26 protein-coding genes are annotated in these 21356 nt (G+C 51.4%); all 26 read left to right on the forward strand.

Going from position 1 to position 21356, the window contains the following annotated elements:
• Position 1: 1 nt before the first annotated feature.
• The 26 genes from NUV48_08740 (at position 2) to spoIVB (ending at position 21308) form a co-directional block, all read left to right on the forward strand.
• Positions 2-520, forward strand: a complete 519-nt coding sequence (locus NUV48_08740; protein MCR4442221.1) for a stage III sporulation protein AB — start codon at positions 2-4, stop codon at positions 518-520.
• Between the two features lie 29 nt (positions 521-549).
• Entirely contained in the window at positions 550-747 is a 198-nt protein-coding gene (spoIIIAC, locus tag NUV48_08745; protein MCR4442222.1) for a stage III sporulation protein AC, read from the forward strand.
• 9 nt (positions 748-756) lie between these two features.
• Positions 757-1143: a stage III sporulation protein AD gene (spoIIIAD, locus tag NUV48_08750; GenBank protein ID MCR4442223.1), complete on the forward strand. Its 387-nt coding sequence runs from the start codon at positions 757-759 to the stop codon at positions 1141-1143.
• A 12-nt stretch (positions 1144-1155) separates the two neighbouring features.
• Entirely contained in the window at positions 1156-2358 is a 1203-nt protein-coding gene (gene spoIIIAE, locus NUV48_08755) for a stage III sporulation protein AE (GenBank protein MCR4442224.1), read from the forward strand.
• A 7-nt stretch (positions 2359-2365) separates the two neighbouring features.
• The gene (gene spoIIIAF, locus NUV48_08760; protein ID MCR4442225.1) at positions 2366-3019 is read left to right on the forward strand and encodes a stage III sporulation protein AF; all 654 of its coding nucleotides are present in this window, start codon (positions 2366-2368) and stop codon (positions 3017-3019) included.
• 24 nt (positions 3020-3043) lie between these two features.
• Positions 3044-3622 (forward strand): hypothetical protein, encoded by a 579-nt coding sequence (locus tag NUV48_08765; GenBank protein MCR4442226.1) that lies wholly within the window; start codon positions 3044-3046, stop codon positions 3620-3622.
• An 11-nt stretch (positions 3623-3633) separates the two neighbouring features.
• Entirely contained in the window at positions 3634-4191 is a 558-nt protein-coding gene (locus NUV48_08770) for a SpoIIIAH-like family protein (protein ID MCR4442227.1), read from the forward strand.
• A 96-nt stretch (positions 4192-4287) separates the two neighbouring features.
• The gene (locus NUV48_08775) at positions 4288-4719 is read left to right on the forward strand and encodes an Asp23/Gls24 family envelope stress response protein (protein MCR4442228.1); all 432 of its coding nucleotides are present in this window, start codon (positions 4288-4290) and stop codon (positions 4717-4719) included.
• A 21-nt stretch (positions 4720-4740) separates the two neighbouring features.
• Positions 4741-5280, forward strand: coding sequence for an alkaline shock response membrane anchor protein AmaP (amaP, locus tag NUV48_08780; GenBank protein MCR4442229.1), 540 nt, complete (start codon positions 4741-4743; stop codon positions 5278-5280).
• 12 nt (positions 5281-5292) lie between these two features.
• Positions 5293-5511 carry a DUF2273 domain-containing protein gene (locus NUV48_08785; GenBank protein MCR4442230.1) on the forward strand — a complete coding sequence of 73 codons (219 nt, stop codon included), beginning with the start codon at positions 5293-5295 and terminating at the stop codon, positions 5509-5511.
• Between the two features lie 28 nt (positions 5512-5539).
• Positions 5540-5965: a transcription antitermination factor NusB gene (nusB, locus tag NUV48_08790; protein MCR4442231.1), complete on the forward strand. Its 426-nt coding sequence runs from the start codon at positions 5540-5542 to the stop codon at positions 5963-5965.
• Positions 5966-5975: 10 nt separating this feature from the next.
• Positions 5976-6947 (forward strand): O-sialoglycoprotein endopeptidase, encoded by a 972-nt coding sequence (locus NUV48_08795; protein ID MCR4442232.1) that lies wholly within the window; start codon positions 5976-5978, stop codon positions 6945-6947.
• A gap of 72 nt (positions 6948-7019) precedes the next feature.
• Positions 7020-7853, forward strand: coding sequence for a sulfide/dihydroorotate dehydrogenase-like FAD/NAD-binding protein (locus NUV48_08800; GenBank protein MCR4442233.1), 834 nt, complete (start codon positions 7020-7022; stop codon positions 7851-7853).
• Between the two features lie 17 nt (positions 7854-7870).
• Positions 7871-9256: an NADPH-dependent glutamate synthase gene (gltA, locus tag NUV48_08805; protein MCR4442234.1), complete on the forward strand. Its 1386-nt coding sequence runs from the start codon at positions 7871-7873 to the stop codon at positions 9254-9256.
• Positions 9257-9277: 21 nt separating this feature from the next.
• The gene (gene folD, locus NUV48_08810) at positions 9278-10138 is read left to right on the forward strand and encodes a bifunctional methylenetetrahydrofolate dehydrogenase/methenyltetrahydrofolate cyclohydrolase FolD (protein MCR4442235.1); all 861 of its coding nucleotides are present in this window, start codon (positions 9278-9280) and stop codon (positions 10136-10138) included.
• Complete coding sequence (xseA, locus tag NUV48_08815; protein ID MCR4442236.1) at positions 10128-11342, forward strand: exodeoxyribonuclease VII large subunit; 1215 nt, start codon at positions 10128-10130, stop codon at positions 11340-11342. Before folD ends, xseA begins: the two co-directional genes overlap by 11 nt.
• Complete coding sequence (gene xseB / locus NUV48_08820; protein MCR4442237.1) at positions 11339-11566, forward strand: exodeoxyribonuclease VII small subunit; 228 nt, start codon at positions 11339-11341, stop codon at positions 11564-11566. Before xseA ends, xseB begins: the two co-directional genes overlap by 4 nt.
• Positions 11567-11569: 3 nt before the next feature.
• Complete coding sequence (locus tag NUV48_08825) at positions 11570-12463, forward strand: polyprenyl synthetase family protein (protein ID MCR4442238.1); 894 nt, start codon at positions 11570-11572, stop codon at positions 12461-12463.
• Positions 12464-12561: 98 nt separating this feature from the next.
• The gene (gene dxs / locus NUV48_08830; GenBank protein ID MCR4442239.1) at positions 12562-14481 is read left to right on the forward strand and encodes a 1-deoxy-D-xylulose-5-phosphate synthase; all 1920 of its coding nucleotides are present in this window, start codon (positions 12562-12564) and stop codon (positions 14479-14481) included.
• Positions 14482-14544: 63 nt separating this feature from the next.
• Positions 14545-15381, forward strand: coding sequence for a TlyA family RNA methyltransferase (locus NUV48_08835; GenBank protein MCR4442240.1), 837 nt, complete (start codon positions 14545-14547; stop codon positions 15379-15381).
• 113 nt (positions 15382-15494) lie between these two features.
• Positions 15495-16028 carry a hypothetical protein gene (locus NUV48_08840; GenBank protein MCR4442241.1) on the forward strand — a complete coding sequence of 178 codons (534 nt, stop codon included), beginning with the start codon at positions 15495-15497 and terminating at the stop codon, positions 16026-16028.
• The gene (locus NUV48_08845) at positions 16029-16898 is read left to right on the forward strand and encodes an NAD(+)/NADH kinase (protein ID MCR4442242.1); all 870 of its coding nucleotides are present in this window, start codon (positions 16029-16031) and stop codon (positions 16896-16898) included. It begins immediately after the preceding gene.
• The gene (locus tag NUV48_08850) at positions 16891-17457 is read left to right on the forward strand and encodes a methyltransferase domain-containing protein (GenBank protein ID MCR4442243.1); all 567 of its coding nucleotides are present in this window, start codon (positions 16891-16893) and stop codon (positions 17455-17457) included. The genes NUV48_08845 and NUV48_08850 overlap by 8 nt, the downstream gene beginning before the upstream one ends.
• 15 nt (positions 17458-17472) lie before the next feature.
• Positions 17473-17937: an arginine repressor gene (argR, locus tag NUV48_08855; protein ID MCR4442244.1), complete on the forward strand. Its 465-nt coding sequence runs from the start codon at positions 17473-17475 to the stop codon at positions 17935-17937.
• Positions 17938-17949: 12 nt separating this feature from the next.
• On the forward strand, positions 17950-19617 hold the full coding sequence (gene recN / locus NUV48_08860; GenBank protein MCR4442245.1) for a DNA repair protein RecN: 1668 nt from the start codon (positions 17950-17952) through the stop codon (positions 19615-19617).
• A gap of 290 nt (positions 19618-19907) precedes the next feature.
• Entirely contained in the window at positions 19908-21308 is a 1401-nt protein-coding gene (gene spoIVB, locus NUV48_08865) for a SpoIVB peptidase (GenBank protein MCR4442246.1), read from the forward strand.
• The last annotated feature ends 48 nt before the right edge of the window (positions 21309-21356 follow it).

A 21356-nucleotide genomic window follows, 5' to 3' on the forward strand; every position in this document is an offset into this window, starting at 1 on the left:
CATGTTTAAAATGATCGGGGCCCTTTTAGTGATCGGGGGCTGCGGCTACGGCGGGTTATCAATTGCCCGCGGCTACCGCCTTAGAGCCGAGGTCTTGCGCAGCCTGCAGAACGGTTTGAATCTCCTGGAAGCGGAAATCAGTTACGGTTCCACACCGCTGCCCCTTGCCCTGGAAAGGGTCGGGGAGAAACTTGGCCGGGAAAGCAGCCTCGTTTTTTCGTATGCCGCGCAAGCCTTTCACCTGCATGGGGGGGCTACCGCGGGGGAAGCCTGGGAAGAAGGGGTAAAAAAGCTTGCCCAGAACGTCTCTTTAAGCTTGGAGGACATAAGTATTCTGCAAAGCTTTGGACAGGGGCTGGGCAATTCGGCTAAAAACGAACAGCTTAAAAATATTGCATTGGCCAGGGAACAGCTTTTTATGGCTGAAAAGGAAGCCTGTTTGGCCAGGGAGAGATACGAAAGGATGTGGCGGTATCTTGGTTTTTGCCTGGGCGCGGCGATTGTGCTGGCGTTGATCTGACAATCCTTTGAAGGGAAATGGAAAAGACGATGAATATTGAGTTGATCTTTCAAATCGCTGGAATTGGTATTCTGACCTCTATTTTTCATACTGTCCTAAAACAGGCGGGAAAAGAGGAATATTCTTTTATCGCTACGCTGGCCGGGGTATCCATTGCTTTAATCATGGTGGTGCAGCTTTTGGCCGAACTCTTGAGCAAGGTCAAGAGCGTATTTTTCCTGTCATAGGGGTGCGAAATGGAAATATTCCAGGTTGTCGGCATAGGCCTGTTAGGCACTGTTCTGGCAGTTTTCGTCAGGGAACGCAACAGGGAGGCAGCTGTTCTGGTAAGCTTGGCAACCGGTGTCATTATTTTTATCTTTGCCTTGAGCAGGGTCGGCGCTGTTATTGAGGTTTTGCGGGAACTGGCCTCTTATGCAAATGTGAACATGTTTTATTTAACCACCCTGCTGAAAATCATCGGCATAGCCTATATAGCCGAATTTGGGGCACAGGTTTGCAAAGACGCAGGGGAAAGCTCTACAGCCGCCAAAATTGAATTTGCAGCAAAAGTTCTGGTGATGGTGCTGGCGCTGCCCATTGTCGTGGCAATACTGGAGTCGGTTTTGAGGCTGGTTCCTTAGGTGGTGTGGAGAATGAGGAGACTGCCAGGAGTTGTCATTTTGCTGCTGTTTTTCACTTTGCCGGCAGGGGCAGCGGCGGCCGGCTTTCCGATGAACCAGGCAGAGAGGAAGCCTGCTCAAAGCCTGGAAGCGGCGGTGGAAAAACAAAAAAAAGCCCTGGATTTGCGTGAACTTGAAGAATTCATTTGCCAGGTTGACAGGGAAGTGGGGTCGTACTTGCCGGAGCTGTCGCTTTCGAAAATGATCGATTCTTTTAAAAAGGGAGAGTTTAGCTTTTCTCCACAGGAAGTGGTCAGCAAGATTATTAAGCTCTTTGTCTTTGAATTGACAGCCAATTTGACCCTCTTGGGGAAGCTGCTGATCATCGCCGTGGTTTGTTCGATACTCATCAATCTCCAGTCGGCTTTTGAGGGAGGGACAGTCGCCAGGCTCGCCTGTTTTGTTTGCCTGGCAGCCCTGATTACCATTGCCCTGGGTTCTTTCAATCTGGCGGTAAAAACGGGGCTGGGGTCCATCAGTAAAATGGTTGGTTTTATGAAGCTCTTGCTTCCTGTTCTTCTTGTGCTTCTTACAGCCGTGGGCGGTTTGACCAGCACAGCCCTGCTGCAGCCGTTCCTGATGGTCTTTTTGAGTGTGATGGGGGTTTTTATCCAGGGGGTAATCTTCCCGCTTATTTACCTTACTGCCATGATTTCTATTGTGAACAGTATTTCCGATCGGTTTAAGGTGACGCGGATAGCCAGCCTGATCAGGCAGCTGGCAAAAGCGGGAATTGGACTTGTACTCACCCTGTTCATAGGTGTTGTCACAGTGCAGGGAGCGGCCGGCGCCGTGATTGACGGGGTTACCCTGAGAACGGCGAAATTCATGACGGGCGCTTTTGTTCCGGTAGCCGGCAGCATGTTCGCGGATGCCCTGGACGCCGTAATGGGAGGTTCACTTCTGCTGAAGAATGCGGTTGGACTGACCGGTGTTTTAGTGCTGGGAGCAATCGCCCTGTTTCCCGTTATAAAGATACTGGCCATCGCCGTAATTTACCGGCTGGCGGCAGCGCTGCTTCAGCCGCTTGGCGATACCCTTGTTGCCGATGCCCTGGAAGATATGGCTGGCAGCCTCTTTCTGGTATTTGCCGCCGTGGCCAGTGTGGCCATCATGTTTTTTATGACCATCGCTGTTATTGTGGGGACGGCAAACTTTACGGTGATGCTCAGGTAGGTGATTGATGTTGGAAGTATTAAAAGAACTGGTCAGGAACATTGTGTTAATCGTTCTTTTGGCAGCTTTTCTTGACCTGATTTTGCCTTCAAGCAAAATGAGTTCTTATATCAAAATGGTGATGGGACTGTTTGTGCTTGTTTCCATATTAAATCCTCTTCTCGCTATTTTTCTTCATAGACAGGAATTCGAAGTTATGGCCTGGCAGGAGGAAAGCGCTTTTTTTGACAGCGCTTCTTACCTGGAAAAAAGCGAGAGGCTGGCAGAAGTAAACCGTGGTATCTTTAGGCAGGAATACGGCCGCAGGATGGAAATGCAAATGGAAGCCCTGGTTAAGCTGGTCAGGGGCGTAGAAGAGGCTTGGGTTAAGGTTGAACTGGAAGGAGATGGTCAGGCAGGTGACGTGAAGAGAATAAGGAGCGTTTTGGTGACGGTCGGAATTCAGGGCGAAAGAAAACAGGGCGCGGGCGTTTCCGGTGTTGAGCCGGTAAAGGTCGGGGTTGGGAACGGCGAAAGCAATACCGAGAACAATCCTGCGCGGCAGGCGGGTTCGGAAAAACAGGCAACAAATAAAAATGGGATCGAAAGAGAGATCAAAAACATGCTTGGCCGTTATTTCGAGCTGCAGGAAGGGCAAATCAGGGTGGTGTTCAACCGCTGACCTTTTAACAAAAGAGGTGTGCATATGAGTCAATTATATAAGACCGTATTCGATCCCAAAGGTAAATTCGGTATCTGGGGAATAGGCCTGATGGTGCTACTGGGTATAACCCTGCTCGTTATACCAGGACTCTTTTTGGGCAAAGAAAAGGCTGCTCCCGCCCCTATCCAGATCCAGGAGAAGTCAGAAATTACCGCATCCTCACTGGCCCGTCTCGAGAGCGCCCTGGCCTTGCAGGTCAGCCAGATCCTGAGCCAGGTTGAAGGGGCGGGAAAAGTGGCGGTTTCGCTGACCCTGGATGCCGGATATGAACAGGATTTCGCCCGCAATGTGACCAATGACAGTTCGACCGTGGAGGAAAGGGATACGGCCGGCGGGACAAGAAGCACGACCACCCTGAACCAAAAAACAGAAGTCGTATTTGCCCAGGGGGGAGGGAATGCACTGGTTACAAAAGAAATAGGGCCTAAAATAAGGGGGGTACTCATAGTTGCGGAGGGAGCCCGGGATAGTGAAGTAAAAGCCAAACTGATCCGTGCAGCGCGGGCCCTTCTAGATGTGCCGGCCCACCGCGTGTTGGTACTACCTAAAGAAAGCAGGTGAATAAAGAGGAGATGAAAACAGTATTTATCAGGTTTAAAAGCTTGCTGGCGTTTGGCCTGGTTTTATTGAGCGTTTCCACGGCCTGGCTTGCGGTGACGGGATGGGAAAAGCGCCAAACAATACAGGCCTTGCAAGAAAAAGAAGTCCAGGTTTCCAGTTTTGACGCTGAGCCCGGGCCCACAGTGACCATTGTTCCTCAGGACCCGGGAAAGACGGAGGACAGTTTTTTCAGCGAGTACAGGATTGAGCGGGAACGAACCCGCGGGGAACAGATCGAAATACTGCGCGAGATAGTAAGCAATCCCAATTCCTCGGCGCAAATGCGGCAGGAAGCGCAAAGCAAGCTTATCAGGATCTCCGATAACCTGGAGAAGGAGTCTAAAATCGAAAACACCCTTGTGGCCAAGGGGTTTAAAGATGCCGTGGTGGTAATCCAGCAGGAAGCGGTCATGGTTATCGTTTCTTCGGGCGGGCTGCGGCAGGACGAAATTGCCCGCATCAGCGACATTGTGGTGAAGGTTGTCGGGTGCAAGCAAGAGGACGTGGTGATTGTTCCCAAAGCGCCGTAGTTCGGTATTAAAGGACCTGGAGATTTTGCTCGGATGAGTGTTTGTTAGTTTTATTGGAATCTGATATAATATTTGAGAATACGAGGAGGTATTCTTATGGAAAAAGACCGGTCAGAAAAAAAGATACCCGCTGTTGATTCAGACGGTTTTGCAAATCCTGAAGACAGCGGTTCAATAAGAATAGCGGATGAAGTGGTGGCGATTATTGCCGGGCTGGCCGCCTCGGAAGTTAAAGGAGTGGCCGGGATGAGCGGCGGCATTGTGGGAGGTATTACCGAATTTGTCGGTAAAAAGAACCCTTCCAAAGGGGTAAAAGTAGAAGTGGGCGAAAAGGAAGCCGCCGTTGACATTTTTGTCATTGTAGAGTTTGGAGCCCGCATCCCGGAGGTTGCCAATGAAATACAGCGCAGTGTTAAAAAGGCCATTGAAAACATGACCGGGCTTACCGTGGTGGAAGTGAACGTTCATGTGCAGGGAGTGGCCTTGCCTCACGAGCATAAAGAAGATGAACACCCCCGCGTTAAATAAGATTTGGGAAGGAGGGTTTCGATGCACCGGACGCTGGACAAGATCATAATTGGGGTAATGTCGTTCGGCTACATGGCGGCATCTGTTTTTTTGGTTGTTTTATCGTTGGGCTGGACAAGTCCCCTGCTTTTTGTACAGAACTACCTGCTTTATATGACCAACCGCTGGGTACTGGGTTTATCGGGTGCAGTCCTGTTTTTGATCGCTTTTACCCTTTTTGCGAGCAGTTTTCGTTCCAGGCCTGAAAAACAAACCGTTGTTCATGAAACCTCGCTTGGACAGGTCAGGATCACCCTGATGGCCCTGGATAACCTGATTGTCAAGGCGAGTAAAAGCGTGCAGGGAATCCGGGAAGTAAAGACGCTGCTTAGAAGCACGGGAGAGGGAATTTATATTTGGCTAAGGGTCCAGGTGCTTCCGGACGTTAACATCCCCCAGATGACAGAAGACCTGCAAAAGAAAGTAAAAGAATACCTGGCTAAAACGGCGGGGGTGAACGTTTGCGAGATTAAGGTGACAGTGAATAAAATTGCCTGGGAAACGAAGAGCCGGGTAGAATAGGGGGAAGCGTGAATGTGGAGGGAATTGTTCACCGAACTGCTTCACAGCCACCGCGGCAAGTTTTTCGGCGCTCTGACCGGCTTGCTTTTCGGCATCCTGGTGATGGTGATCGGTTTATTACAAACGATTTTTATTGCCGCCTGCATTTATGTAGGGTATATTATCGGTAAACGCGTGGATGATAATGAAAGCCTCAGAGAAATGATCGAACATTTTTTTAAAGAGAAATAGTAATGGCCGCAAAAAGGGGGCATTTTTTTTGAAAAGACGCGCTGCTCGAGAACAGGCGTTAAAAGCGCTCTTTGCCCGTGACCTTGGAAAAAACGATCCTTTTGCCGTGCTGGAACAGCTATGGGAGGAGGAATCAACTGCCGGGAGCGTCCGTGAATTCAGCAAGCTGCTCGTTGAAGGGGTTCTCCAGAAACAGGAATCTATAGATGAGGTTATTCGCCAAAACGCAATAGAATGGAATCTGGAGAGAATGGCTGCGGTTGACAGGAACATCATGCGCATAGCCCTCTTTGAAATGCTTTTTTCGGCGAAGATCCCCAAAGCCGTGGCTATTAACGAAGCTGTTGAACTGGCTAAAAAATACGGCGGTGACGAGTCGGCCCGTTTCGTCAATGGCATTCTGGGCAGTGTGATTAAAAATACCGGTGAAGATACGGCTCCGGAAAGGAGATAGCAGGCTTATTGTGTTTTTGGGGATTGACACCAGCAACTATACCACTTCTTTAGCTGTGGTCGATATAAAAGGCGATCTTCTTGAAGACAGGAGAAAAACACTTCCGGTTCCAGAGGGAGAACGAGGGCTGCAGCAATCCAAAGCCCTCTTTTATCATTTGCAAAACATACCAGAATTGATGGAAGAAGTGTTTACAAGAATCAAAGGACGGGAAATCCTGGCCGTGGCGGCCAGCAGCAGACCCCGCCCGCAGGAAGGTTCTTATATGCCTGTATTCAGAGCCGGAACTGTTCTTTCCGGGAGTGTTTCAGCCTTGCTTCAGGTGCCGGCAGTGGCGACATCGCACCAGGAAGGACACGTGCTGGCAGGTTTGTGGTCAGTCCAAAAACAGGACCTGGCGAGTTGTCTGGTCATACACCTATCCGGAGGCACAACCGAACTTTTGTTGGTAAACAGGAAGCGGGAACGGCCCCTGCGCTTTGAAATAAAAATCCTGGGAGGTTCTTCAGACATCCAGGCAGGACAGCTGGTTGACCGGGTGGGAACAGCTATGGGGCTTTCTTTTCCCTGCGGACCAGCGCTAGAAAAACTTGCCCGGGAAAGCGAGTGCTATTCGGAAAAAGAACGCGCCAAAGCTGCCATACCTTCATTCGTAAAGGGATTAGAGATGAGCTTTTCCGGGGCGGAAACGCAGGCCATAGCTTTCCTGAAAAAAGGTATTCCGCCGCCACTGGTGGCAAGAGGTGTGGAGCGCTGCATCGCGGCGGCGGTGGAGAAAGCAGCCCGCCGGGCTGTAAACGACACGGGACAAAAAGAGGTACTGCTGGTAGGGGGCGTGGCGGCGAACGACTTCTTACGCTCACATTTGCGACAGAAGCTGGAACACCGGTCCGTGGGAGCCCGCCTGCTTTTCCCGGAAGTGCGGTTCTGCGGCGACAATGCAGTCGGTGTAAGTCTTGTCGCCCGCAGCGCGCTGCGGTGATTTGATTGAAGCAGTTGCCTTTTACAAGAGATAGGTTATACAATGTAGACGATAACGGAGGAGGTATAAACATTGTACAAAATTCTACACAAAGAGTCTCTGGGAACAAATCTTCACCTGCTTGAAGTCGAGGCTCCCCGGATTGCCCGGAAGGCGGAATCAGGGCAGTTCATCATTCTCAGGCTGAAAGAGGAAGCGGAAAGAATACCCCTGACCATTGCCGATTACTCCAGAGAAAAGGGGACCCTGACCATCATTTTCCAGGAAGTGGGGTTTTCCACACGCGAACTGGCCGGGTGCCAGGCCGGCGACACGATTTTAGACCTGGTAGGACCGCTGGGTGTTCCTTCGGAAATCGAGAATTATGGAACAGTGGTTTGCGTGGGAGGAGGAGTGGGGATTGCTCCAGTCTACCCTATCACCCGTGACCTCAAGAAAGCGGGAAATCGCGTGTTTTCAATCATCGGAGCGCGGAATTCCGGCCTTTTGTTCTGGAGGGAAAAAATGGCGGAAGTCAGCGACCAGCTTTTCATTACCACCGACGACGGCAGCGAAGGAAGGAAGGGTTTTGTATCCGATGTCCTGAAGGAAATACTGGATAAAGAAAAAGTTCAGCGTGTGTGGGCTATTGGTCCGATGATCATGATGAAAGTGGTAGCCGATACGACCAGGCCGTATGGTGTTCCCACCATCGTCAGCCTTAACCCCATCATGGTGGACGGGACGGGAATGTGCGGCGCCTGCCGGGTGGCCGTGGGAAAAGAGACCAAGTTTGCCTGTGTGGACGGGCCCGAATTCGACGCGCATCTTGTGGATTTTGATCTGGCAATGAAACGGGCGGCCTTCTTTAAGGATAAGGAACAGCAGGCCCTGGCGATGTGCAAGTGCGGAGGTGAGCGCAGGTGAAAAAAGGGAGAATCGGAATGCCTGTCCAGGACGCGCAGGCAAGAAAAAACAATTTCCACGAAGTAGCGCTGGGATATACACCGGAAATGGCCGGAGAAGAGGCTGCCAGGTGCCTTAACTGCAAGAACCCGCAATGTGTCAAAGGTTGCCCGGTGGAAGTGGACATACCCGGCTTTATTCAGGCCTTGAAAGAAGGGGACCTGAAAAGATCAGCCAGGGTCTTAAAAGAGAAGAATAATCTCCCGGCGGTTTGCGGGCGGGTTTGCCCGCAGGAAAGCCAGTGCGAGGCTCGCTGCATACTGGGAATAAAAGGCGAGCCGGTGGCAATCGGGCGCCTGGAAAGGTTTGTGGCTGACTGGGAAAGGGCATCCGGCGCGCCCCAGCCTGAAAGGCCAGTCCCCAAGAATAAAAAGGTTGCCGTAATAGGTTCGGGGCCGGCCGGGCTGACTGCAGCCGGCGACTTGGCCAAAATGGGTTACCAGGTCACGGTTTTCGAGGCCCTGCACACGCCGGGAGGAGTGCTTATGTACGGCATTCCGGAGTTCCGGCTGCCCAAGGAAGTGGTGCGGCAGGAAATAGACTATATCCGAAAACTGGGCGTCGACATCCAGGTTAACCAGGTGGTGGGCAAGACCTTTACTGTTGACGAGCTCCTGCAGAAAGAAGGTTATGACGCCGTCTTTATCGGGACAGGCGCAGGTCTTCCCAATTTTATGAACATTCCTGGAGAAAACCTGACCGGGATTTATTCGGCCAACGAATTCCTGACCAGGACAAACCTGATGAAGGCTTACCTGTTTCCCAAGTACTCCACTCCGATCAAGGTCGGCAGGAGAGTGGCCGTCATCGGGGCTGGCAATGTGGCTATGGATGCCGCGCGCACGGCCTTGCGGCTGGGCGCGGAAGAAAGCAGCATCATTTACCGCCGTTCAGCGGAAGAAATGCCGGCGCGGCACGAAGAGATCGAGCATGCCAAGGAAGAGGGAGTGCGGTTTATGCTTCTGACCAGTCCGGTAGCTTATACGGGCGATGAAAACGGTCATGTTAAAGGCATGACCTGCCAGCGTTTTTCCCTAGGCGAGCCTGATGAATCCGGCCGCCGCCGTCCGGTACCTATTCCCGGTTCGGAATTCGAATTGGAAATCGACACGGTGGTGGTGGCCATCGGGCAGACGCCCAATCCTCTTGTGCCCCGGACGACGGAAGGGCTTGTTATCGGAAAACATGGGAACATAGTGGCTGACGAGGAAAGCGGCGCCACTTCCCGGCCCAATATTTTCGCCGGCGGCGATATTGTTACGGGGGCAGCCACGGTAATACTGGCTATGGGCGCAGGGAAAAGGGCGGCCCGGTCGATTGACGAATACTTGAAGAGGAAATTAAGAAGGGAAGTAAAGGGTTGAAAAAACGCAGGGGGTGATGGCATGTCCTGCCAGATCATCGACGGCAAGGCAGTAGCCCAAAAAATAAGGGAAGAAATAAAAAAGAAGACAGGGGAATTGAAGAAGCGCGGGATTACCCCTGGGCTGGCCGTAGTCCTGGTCGGCGACGATCCGGCTTCTCATATTTATGTGGGACTTAAAGAAAAAGCCTGCCGGGAGGTTGGTTTCTACTCGGAGATCATCAAGCTTCCTGCCGGCGCGGCGGAGGAAGAAGTCCTGAAATTGGTGGAAGAATTGAATAAAAGGCCGGAAATCCACGGCATACTGGTACAGCTCCCGCTGCCGAAGCAGGTTAGAGAAGAAATAATCATTCCGTCTGTTGACCCCGGAAAGGATGTGGACGGCTCTCACCCCTTCAACATGGGGCGTCTCTTTATGGGACGCCCACGGGTTATACCATGTACTCCCTATGGCTGTATGAAACTTATCGAATCGGCCGGCTACGACCTTTCCGGCAAGCATGCTGTAGTTGTTGGCAGGAGCAATATCGTGGGGAAACCTATGGCGGCCTTGCTCCTTTCCAGGAATGCGACAGTCACCATCTGCCATTCGCACACAAGGAATTTGGGAACAATAACCAGAGAAGCCGACGTACTGGTCGCAGCAGCCGGGAAGGCAAACTTTATCCGCGGTGAAATGATAAAACCGGGTGCGCTCGTGCTGGATGTAGGTATAAATAGGTTCCCCGGCGGTAAGGTGGTCGGGGATGTAGACTTTTCTTCGGCCAGCCGTGTAGCGGGAATGCTGACGCCTGTTCCCGGGGGCGTGGGGCCCATGACTGTGGCGATGCTTCTTATGAATACGTTAAAGGCTGTGGAAAACAATTGTGAAGATGTGTGCTGACAGAATACTAAAAGTTAGCGACCTGGCAGCTTTGCTTCAGAAGATGCTGGATGACCGGCCGGAGCTTTCCAACCTCTGGGTCAGGGGCGAAATTTCAAATTTTAAGAAGCACGCGGCGGGGCATCTCTATTTTTCAATAAAGGATGAAAAGGCCGCCGTACGGGCTGTAATGTTCAAAAGCCGGGCCTGGTCTTTGAATTTCCTTCCCAGGGACGGCATGGACTGCCTGGTCAGGGGCTACGTGTCTTTGTATCCCAGGGAAGTCATGGTACAATTTTATGTTGAGGAAATTATCCCGGCAGGGATTGGCCTGCAGCACCTTGCTCTCGAGGAAATAAAGAAAAAGCTGCAGGAAAAGGGCTATTTTGCTCCTGAACGCAAAAGGCCGCTGCCTTTTTTACCCAGGGGACTGGGCGTGGTCACATCTCCCACCGGGGCGGCCATCAGGGATATACATCATGTGGTGCAGCGCCGTTATCCGGGAATGCCGGTAATCCTTTACCCAGCCCTGGTACAAGGAGATAAGGCGGCGCAGGAAGTGGCCGAAGGGCTCAGGATGCTGGGAGCCAGGGAAGACATCGATGTGATAATTGTGGCCAGAGGCGGCGGGTCGATGGAAGACCTGGGCGTTTTTAATACGGAAACGGTGGCGGAGGCGGTCTTCAAATCTCCCAAACCTGTCATTTCGGCGGTCGGCCACGAAATAGACTACACCATCACCGACCTGGTGGCGGATGTTCGGGCGGCTACTCCCACTGCTGCCGGAGAACTCGCGGTTCCAGTAAAGGATGAGCTTTTTAAGGCGCTTGATAAATCCAGGGAAAAGTTATACCATGTTTTACAAAACCGCCTGGAGCGCGAAAGAATGAGGCTGGGCTACCTGGCCGGGTCAGGTGCGTTAAACAGCCCGGCCCGCTGGCTGCGTAACTACCAGGAAGAACTGGCCAAACAGGAAGTCTTGCTGTTTGACCTGCTGGACGGCTATTTGCGGAATAAACGACATGAGCTGCAGGTGGCGAGCGGGAAGCTCCAGTCACTGAGCCCGTTGGACACACTGGCCCGGGGTTTCAGCATCTGCAAGGATAAAAACGGCCGGGTTGTCTTTAGAGCAAGCCAGGTGGAATTGAATGAAACTGTCGGCATCCAGCTTTTTTCCGGCAGGCTGGAATGTGTGGTAACCAAAAAGGAGGACAGCGGCGAATGAGCGAGGAGCGTTCGTTTGAGGAAAACATCAAAAAGCTTGAAGAAATCGTCCGCCGCCTGGAGCGGGGAGACATCAGCCTGGAAGAAGGACTCAGCGCTTTTGAAGAAGGGGTATCCCTGGTTAAGGTTTGTCAAAAGCAGCTGGACCGGGCCTCGGAAAGGATAAAAGTACTGACCCAGGAAGGAATGTTGAAAGGCCTAGCGCAGGATCCCGGGGAGGGGTAATGAATGGACTTGAAAAAATACTTGCTAAAAAAGGCCGGCCAGGTAGACAAGGCCCTGAGCGCGCTGCTGCCGGAAAACAGCGTTTATCCGGAGATAATACATGAAGCCATGCGCTACAGCCTGTTTGCCGGCGGTAAGAGGTTGAGGCCCATTCTTTGCCTGGCCAGCGCCGAAGCGCTGGGAAAAGAGAGCGGCCCTCTTTTGCCTGTGGCTTGCGCCCTGGAAATGGTCCATACCTATTCCTTGATCCATGACGACCTGCCAGCAATGGACGACGACGACTACCGCCGGGGAAAACTTACCAGCCACAAGGTTTTTGGCGAAGGAATAGCCATCCTGGCGGGCGACGCCCTTCTTACCAGGGCTTTCGAACTCTTGGCGGAGTTCGGCTGCCAGGCGGAAAACAGCCTGAAACCGGTTGTGCTGCAGGTGACCCGCGAGGTGGCCCGTGCTGCGGGGTCTTTAGGAATGATCGGCGGACAGGTTGTGGACCTCCTCTCCGAAGGGAAGCCAATCGAAGGCGATACTTTGACCTACATTCATACCCACAAGACAGGGGCGCTTTTTTTAGCTTCCGTCAGGGCGGGGGCGCTCCTGTGCGGTGCGTCGGAAAAAGAACTGGACGCTTTGACCGCTTATGCCGAGAATTTCGGGCTGGCTTTTCAAATCACCGATGACCTGCTGGACATTACCGGGGATGAAGCCAAACTGGGGAAACCGGTGGGGAGCGATGTCCGGAACGAAAAGGTCACTTATCCTTCTCTTTACGGCCTGGAAAAATCGCGGGTGCTGGCTGAGGAGGCAGTTAAGAAGGCTGTTTCAGCTGTTGGGTCGCTTCCGGGTTCAACCGGTCCCCTTGAACAGCTGGCGCAGTACCTGCTGGAAAGGGAAACATGAGTAAGAGATATGCATGAATTCTATACCGGGATCATAAACAATCACCTCTGGTTGGGATTCGTTTAACTCCTGAATAATTTACTAAGGCAGGTGCTTTTGTGGGACAGCTGGAAAAAATCGAAAACCCACGGGACTTGAAAAAATTGCCCGTAAGTGAACTGAATACGGTGGCTGGTGAGGTCCGCAGTCTTATCCTGGAGACCGTATCAAAAACCGGCGGGCATTTGGCTCCCAGCCTGGGCGTGGTTGAGCTGACCTTGGCGCTGCATTACGTTTTTAATTCGGAGAAAGACCAGATTATATGGGATGTGGGGCACCAGGCATATGGGCACAAGATACTGACCGGCAGGAAAGAAAAATTTCATACCTTGCGGCAGTTTCAGGGCATATCAGGTTTCCCTAAAAGGGAAGAGAGCCTCCACGACACTTTCAACACGGGGCACAGCAGCACTTCCATTTCGGCTGCCCTAGGATACGCCCTGGCCAGAGACAGGTTAGGGGAAAAAAATCATGTGATAGCCGTGATCGGCGACGGCGCCCTGACGGGAGGCCAGGCGTTTGAAGCTTTGAACCAGGCTGGGCACCTGGGGATCAATCTCCTGGTTGTTTTGAACGACAATGAGATGTCCATAGCCCAGAATGTTGGCGCCATGTCGTCCTATTTAAGCCGCCTGCGGGCAGATCCTTTGTATGCCAGGCGCAAGAAGGATATTGAGTATCTTTTGAACAGGGTTCCGGCGATTGGCCCGACTGTGGTGAAGGCTGTTGAGCGGGTAAAGGGCAGTCTCAAATACCTTCTTGTTCCAGGCATGATTTTTGAAGAGCTCGGCTTCACTTATCTTGGCCCCATTGACGGGCACAATATAACAGAACTCACCCGGGTCTTGTACAAGGCTCAAAGCTTGCAGGGTCCTGTCTTGCTTCATGTCCTGACGCAGAAAGGCAAGGGGTATTTGCCGGCGGAAAAAAACCCCGCCGTCTTTCACGGGGTGGGACCCTTTGAACTTAAAACCGGCAAGATTTTAAAGCCGCCGGGCCCGCCCACTTATACGGAGGTGTTTGGAGAGACAATAATTGACCTGGCCATGCGCGACAGCAAGGTGATGGCCATAACTGCGGCAATGCCTGATGGAACCGGATTGAGCAATTTCGGGAATAAGTTTCCCCACCGCTTTATTGATGTGGGCATAGCGGAGCAGAACGCCGTGACCATGGCGGCTGCTATGGCCTTGAAAGGATTAAAACCGGTCCTGGCGATTTATTCGACCTTTCTACAGCGCGCTTACGATCAGGTTCTTCATGACGTCTGCCTCCAAAATGCGCCAGTCCTTTTTGCTGTTGACCGGGCCGGGCTGGTTGGAGAAGACGGTCCAACTCATCATGGGGCTTTTGACCTGTCGTATTTAAGGCAGATGCCCGGTATGACTGTGATGTCCCCCAAAGACGAAGACGAACTTCGTCACATGCTCTACACGGCTTTGCAGTTTGACGGGCCGGTGGCCATTCGTTACCCGCGGGGCCGGGGAGTGGGAGTTAAATTCAGCGCCAGCTACCAAAAGTTGCCCTGGGGACGGGGAGAAGTGCTGGCCGTGGGCGACGATCTCCTTCTTTTGGCTGTGGGATCAATGGTCTATCCAGCGCTGGCCGTGCATCGAATACTCAAAGACGGGGGGATAACTTCGACGGTAATAAACGCGCGGTTCGTGAAACCCCTGGATGAAGAGTTGATCATCGATGCTGTGCAAAAACATCCCTGTTTTGTGACAATGGAGGAAAATGTTGTGGCCGGCGGGTTCGGCAGCGCGGTCTTGGAACTGCTCTTGAGAAACGGGATCAGCCAGATGAAGGGACTTACCATCGGGCTGCCCGATTGTTTTGTTACGCATGGAGCCATCGATGTTCTGAAAGATCACCTGGGCCTTACTCCTGCAAAGATGGCGGAAAGGATCAAGCAGCACTTCTCGCTGCGAACCGCCAAGCCGAAGGGACCAAAGATTTCGGTTTTGAACCGCAAGTAAAAGGCCCGGTCATGGCCTCGGGTTCAAAATCGCTAAAAGAAATCGCCAAAAGGAATGTGCATTATGGGGAAGGAACGTTTGGACCAGGTTCTGGTGAAAAAAGGGCTGGCTGCCAGCAGGGAGAAAGGGAAGGCCCTGATCATGGCCGGGAAGGTCTTTGTTAACCGGGTTAGGGCGGATAAACCCGGCGTCCTGGTAAGCGACAGCGATGAAATCGAACTGAAAGGTCAACCGTTTCCCTATGTCAGCCGCGGCGGGCTCAAGCTGGAAAAAGCCTTGCGGAAATTCCGGCTTAATATGGAAGGGAAGGTTGTAATGGATGTGGGGGCCTCTACGGGCGGGTTTACGCATTGCGCCCTGTTGAACGGGGCCTCCAGGGTCTACGCTGTTGACGTGGGTTACGGCCAGCTGGACTGGAGCCTTAGGCAGGATAGACGCGTGGTATGCCTGGAGAGAAAGAATGCCAGGCATTTGACGGGTGACGATATTGGCGAGGCGGTTGATATTGTAACTATTGATGTCTCTTTTATTTCTCTGAGAAAAATACTTCCGGCCGTTTACCCTTTTCTTAAATACGGCGGAGATGTCGTGGCCCTTATCAAACCGCAGTTTGAGGCCGGGCCGGAAAAGGTAGGGAAGAAAGGCGTGGTTAGGGACGCAAGGGTTCACGTTAGTGTTATCAGGGGAATTGTTGATTACTGCGGGGAGATAGGCCTGTCGCCGCTGGGGCTCGATTTTTCTCCTGTTGCCGGGCCGGAAGGCAACATTGAGTTCCTTTTGTGGCTCAACAAGGGCCGGGAAGGCGTAAGGACGGACTGGGAACAGGTTATCGAAAACGTGGTGCGGGAAGCGCGCGAGGAGTTGACGGGCTTGGGGTTAAGCAAGAAGAAAGAGACATAACAGCCGGGTAGTGAAAACATAATAACATAAACTTCGCCCAAATAGGCGATTTTTTTGCATAAAAAAGGGAATTACTGGAGTCTGTCGAATTTAATATAGGGGTGCTTGTTTTCATGACGGTGAAGGATGCCTTTATTCTTGGGCTTTTGCTGGGAGGGATTATCCTTATTTATTTTTTGAAGACCTGGAAAAGCAGCAGCTCAAAGAAAAGGCTTAAACGTGCCAAAAGGGGAGAAACCGGGGCCGTTCGGTTCTTGGAAGACCGGGGATATACTATAATTGAAGCGCAAAAAAAGAAAACAATAATAACCTGGATTAACGGGAAGCCGCGCCGGAGCCACCTTGCGGTTGATTACTACGTGAAAAAAGGAGGCAGAACTTATGTCGCGGAGGTGAAAACAGGCCGGAAGGTTTCCAGGCCGGCTCTTGCCGGCACCAGGAGGCAGCTTCTCGAATACTATTTAGCGTTCAGGCCCCATGGAATCCTGCTGGTAGACATGGAAAAAGGGATTCTTCATGAGATCGCTTTTGAGATATGCGACGAAATGAACGAAAAAAAGCGCTGGATTATAATTGCGGCCGCGGCGGGACTGCTCGGCTTTTTATGCGGCGGGCTACTGTTCAAAATGGCTGGTGGGGGGTATTGAATGTTTAACAAGGTAGGTATCATCGTCAACAACAGGAAAAAGCAGCCGGTCCAGTTGGCCAGGGAATTAATCAACTGGTTTCTGAAAAAGGGTATCCAGGTTTATACCACCGAAGAAGACGGGGCCGTGCTGGGAGTCGAAAAGGACATGACCACAGGCCGGCTGGGGCAGGAGGTTGACTGCGTCATCACCATAGGCGGAGACGGGACCTTTCTGAGGGCGGCGCGCCTGGCCTCGCCGTACAGTATCCCGATTCTTGGCATCAACATGGGGATGCTTGGGTTTTTGACGGAAGTGGAGCTTGGTGAAATGGACGAGGCCCTGCAAAAGCTTATCAGAGGCGATTATTACCTGGAAGACAGGATGATGCTTGAAGCCAGGGTTATCCGGGACGGCGGGGAGGCCGGTTCGTTTGTGGGGCTCAATGATGTCGTAATAAACAAGGGACCGCTGGCCCGCCTGGTCATTCTTGATATTTTTGTCGGCGATGAATTCGTCACCACGTATAAAGCGGACGGAGTGATAATTTCATCGCCGACAGGTTCTACGGCTTATTCGCTGTCGGCAGGCGGGCCCATCGTTCACCCGGAGGTGGAGGTAATTATCATCACTCCCATTTGTCCTCATACCTTGCAGGCACGCCCGCTGGTCATCCCGTCACATAAGACGGTCAGGGTCGATATTGTCAGCACCCAGCCCGATTCCATGCTTACCATTGACGGCCAGCACGGCTTTGAATTGAGAAACGGCGACCAAATCAATGCGGGGAAAGCGGTCAATTACACCCGGCTGGTGCGGATAAAGGAATACGAGTTCTTTAATATATTACAGGAAAAGTTGAAAACAGAAGGCAGGATGACCTATGAATGAAACCCTTCGCGCCACAGGGGTTTGCCACTTGCTCTTGGGCCGGCTTTTAGCCGCGGGGCAAACCGTGGTTGACGCCACGGCGGGAAACGGTAAAGATACCCTGTTCCTGGCAAAAGCGGTGGGAAAAAGCGGCAAGGTTTATGCCTTTGACATCCAGGCTGAAGCGCTGGAAAAAACGCGCAGCCTGCTGGAAGCGCACCGCTGCCTCGAGCAGGTGGAACTCATCCATGACAGCCATGAAAAAATAAACGATTATCTCGCGGAGCCGGTCAATGGATTCATTTTTAATCTGGGCTACCTGCCCGGAGGTGATAAAAGGATCACCACGGCTGCGGGCACAACAATCAACGCCCTCCGGCAGGCAGTGGAACGAACAGCCCCCGGCGGCATCATTGCGGTGGTTGTTTATCCCGGCCATCCCGGGGGCGAAGAGGAGGCCAGGGAAACCGAAGAATTCTTAAGCAATTTAGTTTCTCCTTACTGGCACGTGCTGGCCTGGAAAAAACTGAACGGGGAAAAAGCTGCCCCGGCTTTGATCGTTGCCTACAGGCAGGCATGAAAAGAGGTGATTCTTTTGAAGACAAGCAGGCAGAAAAAGATCCTGGAGATTGTTGAAAACAACGCTGTTTCAACCCAGGAAGAACTCGCCGACGCGCTGCGCGCGGCGGGGTACAACGTAACGCAGGCGACAGTTTCCCGCGATATTAAGGAACTGCGCCTGGTTAAGGTGGCAACGGGTGAGAACACTTACAGGTACGGGCTGCCTGTGGAGCAGGAATCGGCCAAAAACGAAGAACGCCTGCGCCGGATGATGAAGGAACTGGTGGTGAGCATTGCCGCTAGTGACAATATCGTGGTGCTGAAAACCTATCCCGGGAATGCCCAGGCCGTCGCTTCCCTGATTGACGGCGCTAGATGGCCGGAAATTATCGGTTCCGTAGCTGGAGACGATACAATAATATTGATTGTTAAAACTCCACATGAGGTTAGACCCGAATCGGCCCGTTTAATGTTTAAGCTAAAAAGCATGATGGAGTAGGTGTTGGCAAGGATGCTCGAAAGGTTATATATTAAAAATTTTGCGTTAATCGAGGAGCTGACGGTTGTTTTTAACGAGAACCTTAATGTTTTGACGGGGGAAACAGGCGCCGGCAAGTCCATAGTAATAGATGCTGTTTCTGTCTTGCTGGGAGGCAGGGCCCAGGCTGAATATGTCCGTACCGGCACAGACAGGGCTGTCCTGGAAGGGGTTTTTTATGTTCCCGCGCAGCATCCCGTCTACCGGTATATGGAAGAACTGGGACTGGAAGTTGAAGACCAGTCTATTGTCTTGGCCCGCGAAATCTCTTTGAGCGGTAAAAACGCCTGCCGGGTAAACGGCAGGACTCTAACGCTCGGCCAGTATCGCGGTGTGGGGCTGCTCATTGTTGACATTCACGGCCAGCATGACCACCAGTCCTTGTTAAACCCGGCAAACCACGTTGATATACTGGATAAATTCGGCGGAACCGAGCATTTACAGCTTCGAAAAACGGTCAAGGAGTGTTTTAATGAATGGAAGACGGCCAGGGAGGAGCTCGACAGCCTGCTGGCCAAGGAACAGGAAAGACTTCAGCGTATAGATATTCTGACATACCAGCTCAAGGAAATCGACGGGGCAAAGCTAAAGCCGGGCGAAGACGAGGAACTGAAAAAGGAAGCAATCTTGCTGGCCAATGCCGAAAAAATTATCCACAACGTCCAGGCGGCCTATCTCAACCTGTTTGGCGGCGAAAAAGGGCTTTCGGCGTATGACCTGGTGAGTAAGGCGCTGGCCAATATAAACGAAGTCAAAAAGGTCGATCCTTCTTTGGAAAAACTTTTTGCCCAGCTGGAGACAAGCCTTTATGTTCTCGAAGAGACGGCCGGCGAGCTAAGGAAATACAGGGATGAAACGGAGTTTTCTCCCCAGCGGCTGGAAGAGGTGGAAAAAAGGCTCCAGGCAATCAGGGACCTGGGCAAGAAATACGGCCCGACGGTGAAGGAAGTCCTGGAGTTCAGGGAGAAAGCCCAGGCCGAGCTGGCAATGTGGCAAAACAGCGTCCAGAGGGCTGAGGAACTGGAGAGCAGGGTCAGGCTGCTGCGAGAGGCTTACGAAGAAAAGGCCGCGCGGCTGTCGACTGCGCGCAAGGAACAGGCCAAGAAACTGGAAAGTAAAGTGATCGGCGAACTGAATGAGCTCGCCATGCCTGACGCGCGCTTTTTTGTGGCCATTACTGACGGTGAAGGGACCTCAAAAGGCCTTGACGAGGTTGAATTCCTGATTTCACCCAACCCTGGAGAGCCGCTGCTGCCGGTGGTAAAAATCGCTTCTGGCGGTGAACTCTCGCGCATTATGCTGGCCCTCAAAACCATCACTGCCGACCTTGACGAAATTGTGACGCTCATTTTTGACGAAATTGACGCAGGCATCGGTGGGAAGGCCGCCCAAAAAATGGCGGAAAAGCTTAAAAGGATCAGCAAAAGCCAGCAGGTTATCTGTGTTACTCATTCTCCGATTATTGCCGCCCTGGCCGACCACCACCTGCTTTTAGAAAAGGTTGTGGAAGGCGGACGGACAAAAACCCTGCTTCGCCTTCTCGAGGGAGAAGAGAGAGTGGACGAACTCACCCGCATGCTGGGGGGCGAAAAGCAGACGGATGATCTTAGAAAGCACGCCCTCCAGATGCTAAAAAGTTAATAAAACAGTATAAAAATTATATTAGGAAAAATGTGGAACCCAAGCCGGGTTCTTTTTAATTGCGTACAGGAAAGATTCCACCGCATGAGCAACGCAAAATAAGAATTGTTTAATGCTTTTTAATTGATTGGGCAGGCAAATTGTTTTAAAACTGGGGTATTTACGCTTAATCACCACCAATAATAACCCTGTTGCCAAACATAAAAGCTCTTGTTTCAGGTTATTTTATTAACATCAAAAAAAATGAATAGATGAGGAAGGGTTTGCCGGAGTAAGGAGGACAATTATTAATGAGTCCAAAAAAGCGGCAAATCCTGGGTTTATTCTTTACGTTCCTCTTAATACTCGGTTTTCTTGCTCCGCAGGCCAGAAACTACTTTTCTTTCCAGGAAGAACAAATGTTATCGGTTGGCGACACCCTCGACCTTTTTCTTAACCTGCCGCCGCTCATTTTAAAAAGCATTAATGTTCACGTGCAGGGTGGAGTAAAACTTCTTGACCTGGAAGGAAGTTTGTTGAAAGAAAGGTCTTACAGATTAGGCGCAGAGACATCACCGGTGCTTGTTAAACCGGGGAAAATTGAACTGCAGTTAAAATTGTTTAATGTTATTCCTTTAAAAAAGATAAGTGTTAGTGTTGTCCCCAACATCAGTTTGGTTCCCGGAGGTCATTCCATAGGCGTTCTTTTAAGAACTGATGGCGTGATGGTGGTTGGATTTTCGCCGGTTCTCAATGAATATAATATTCCCGTTTTTCCGGCCAGAGATGCAGATATAGCGATTGGCGACATTATCGTGGAAATAAATGGGACGAAAGTTGTTTCTGACGACCAGGTTAAAGAGATCGTCGCCTCCTGGAAACCTTCGGACCAGGGAATGATTTTTAAAGTCAGGCGGGGAAACGAGTATTATGAAAGAGTTGTATATCCTCAGTACTGTCGTGATACCAGGTCATATCGCATAGGGCTCTTTATTCGTGATAACGCAGGCGGTGTGGGGACGCTCACATTTTACGAACCGGTGAGCATGAAATTTGGTGCATTAGGGCACATGATCACAGATTCAGAAACAAATCAGGCCCTACGCATTAAAGAAGGGAAAATCCTTGCGGCTTCGGTGCAAGAAATTCAAAAAGCCAAAAGAGGCTTTCCAGGAGAAAAAGTGGGAATTTTCCTGGAAAACAGCGATTTGGGAAATATTGAAAAGAATGATAATTGCGGCATATATGGAACAATATATCAGGCCTTGGAAAACCCGCTTTATTCACAGCCGCTTCCGGTGGCTTATTCAAATCAGGTGCGAACCGGCAAGGCTGAAGTCTTGACGGTGTTAGACGGGCAGGAAATAAAAAAATTCGGCCTTGAAATTGAAAGAATCATGTATGGCCGGCAGGACGGCAAAAATATGATTGTTCGCATAACCGATAAAAACTTGCTGGACCGCACCGGGGGAATAGTGCAGGGCATGAGCGGTAGCCCGATAATTCAAAACGGGAAAATAGTGGGGGCGATCACGCATGTCTTTGTAAACGATCCCGGCTGGGGATACGGAGTATTTATTGAAAACATGCTCTATGAAGCAGGAGTCCTGCGGCGGGAAAAAACCCTGGGTTTAAAGAACCCGGGTTTTTTGTTTTATAATGTAAAAAAAAGAAAATATTATTACATTTTATGCTATAATTTGTTATATTAAGGATTAATTTATCCGGCAACTGCGAATTAACTCGGAAAATTTATTGAA

It is taken from the genome of Peptococcaceae bacterium (assembly GCA_024655825.1).
Taxonomy (GTDB): Bacteria; Bacillota; Peptococcia; order DRI-13; family PHAD01; genus JANLFJ01.